We start from the raw sequence: 1,823 nt of genomic DNA, 5'->3' as shown, positions 1-1,823 counted from the left end.
CGCCGCGACACCGCGGCGGGCGCCGCCGCCCGCGCGCCCGCGCCTGACCCGCGCGACGGAGGCCGCCGATGAACGACACGCTGATCGCGATCGCGACGATCTTCAGCCAGCTGTCGCTGCTTGCGTTCGGCGGCGGCAACACGATCCTGCCGGAGATGCAGCGGCAGGTCGTCGACGTGCATCACTGGATGAGCGCGCACGAGTTCACCGCGCTGTTCGCGCTCGCGCAGGCGGCGCCCGGCCCGAACATGATGATCGTGTCGCTCGTGGGCTGGCACGTCGCCGGCTGGCCGGGGCTGCTCGTCGCGTCGCTGGCGAAGTTCGGGCCGTCGTCGATCGTCACCGTGCTCGCGCTGCACGCGTGGGAGCGCTTTCGCGACCGGCCGTGGCGCCGCTACGTGCAGCAGGGGCTGATGCCCGTCACGGCCGGACTCGTCGCGGCGAGCGCGGTGCTGATCGCGCAGGCGTCGAACCGCACGGCGATCCAGTGGGGCATCACCGCGGTCTGCGCGGTGCTCGCGTACCGCACGCGGATTCATCCGCTGTGGCTGCTCGCGGGCGGTGCGCTGATCGGACTGACCGGCTTCGGCCAGTAACCGCGCGCCGCGGTTACGGCGACGCGGGCGCGTCGCCGTTCACCGCGCCGAGCAGCCGGCCGCGCTCGCTGCCGACGTCGCTCGCCGCGGCGGGCCAATCGATCACGTAACCGGCGTCGAGCGCATCGCGCATGATCGCCGCGTAGTCGTTCTTCGCGAGCCGGCCGCCGCGCAGCGCATCGGCGACCTCGCGCTTCAGCTTCGGCGTGAAGTTCGGATACGCGGCGGCGAGCGCCGCATACTGGCGCGCATCGATCTCGCCCGATTCGCGGTTGAAGGCCCAGACGGCCACCAGCACGATCGCGACGAACGGGATCACGGTGTAGCGCAGGAAGAATTTCGCGGGTGTCATGCGGAGAATCGATGAAGCGGCGGCGCGCCGGCGTGCGGCGGCACGGCCGGTATACTCGGCGCGCCGCCCGTTGCAGCGACGCGGCAGGCCCGCGCCGCACGACGCGCGACGCGCGTCCGAAGGCGTTCATTATATGGGCCCGGCCGATGCGCCGCGCGCGTCGCGACGGCCGGCCGGGCCCGACCTCGCACCGCACGCGGTGCGCTACACGGAGGATCGATGGATCTCGACGGCGCCAGTCGCAATCTCACCGTCGCGGCACTGCTGACCTTGTCGGGCGGCTATCTCGATGCGTACACCTACGTCGGGCACGGACACGTGTTCGCGAACACGATGACCGGCAACGTCGCGCTGCTCGGCATCAACCTGTCCGCCGGCGAATGGGGCGCTGCGCTGCACCACGTGCCGCCGCTCGTCGGCTTCGTGATCGCGGTGCTGGTCGCGCACCTGCTCGGGCTCGCCGCCCAGCGCGGCTGGGTGCGGCACACCGCGTTCGCGAGCCTGATCGTCGAGATCGCGTTTCTCGGCATCGCCGCGAGCGGCATCGTCGGCGCGTCGAGCGCGTGGCTGATTCCCGGCATTTCCTTCGTCGCGACGCTGCAGACGCTGTCGTTCACGCATCTCGAGGAACTGTCGTACACGTCGGTGATGACGACCGGCAACCTGCGACGCGCGACGCAGAAGCTGTTCGTCGGGCTGATTCCGCGCTACGACGCCGGCGCGCTGCACGATTCCGCGCTGCTCGCGACGATCAGCTTCTGCTTCATGGCCGGCGCGGTGCTCGGCGGACTCGCGACGCGCATCGCGCCGGCCGTCGCGCTGTGGGGCGCGGGCGCGACCTGCGGGACGCCGGGCGTCGTGCTCGTGCGCGCGCT

3 protein-coding genes are annotated in these 1,823 nt (G+C 71.7%); 2 read left to right on the top strand and 1 reads right to left on the bottom strand.

What is annotated here, in order from left to right:
- Positions 1-68: 68 nt before the first annotated feature.
- Positions 69-596, top strand: a complete 528-nt coding sequence (locus HMPREF3115_RS22750) for a chromate transporter (protein WP_065494448.1) — start codon at positions 69-71, stop codon at positions 594-596.
- Between the two features lie 13 nt (positions 597-609).
- Here HMPREF3115_RS22750 and HMPREF3115_RS22745 read toward each other — a convergent pair whose 3' ends face one another.
- Complete coding sequence (locus HMPREF3115_RS22745; protein WP_006408017.1) at positions 610-948, bottom strand: hypothetical protein; 339 nt, start codon at positions 946-948, stop codon at positions 610-612.
- 219 nt (positions 949-1,167) lie between these two features.
- Between HMPREF3115_RS22745 and HMPREF3115_RS22740 the strand changes: the two genes are divergently transcribed.
- Positions 1,168-1,823 (top strand): YoaK family protein (locus tag HMPREF3115_RS22740; RefSeq protein ID WP_070556179.1); only part of this gene is annotated, 656 nt, incomplete at its 3' end.

Source organism: Burkholderia sp. HMSC10F09, from assembly GCF_001806955.1.
Classification (GTDB): Bacteria; Pseudomonadota; Gammaproteobacteria; order Burkholderiales; family Burkholderiaceae; genus Burkholderia; species Burkholderia multivorans.
The sequence above is the reverse complement of the archived record's forward strand: the minus strand, read 5'-3'. Positions and strand labels throughout refer to the sequence as shown.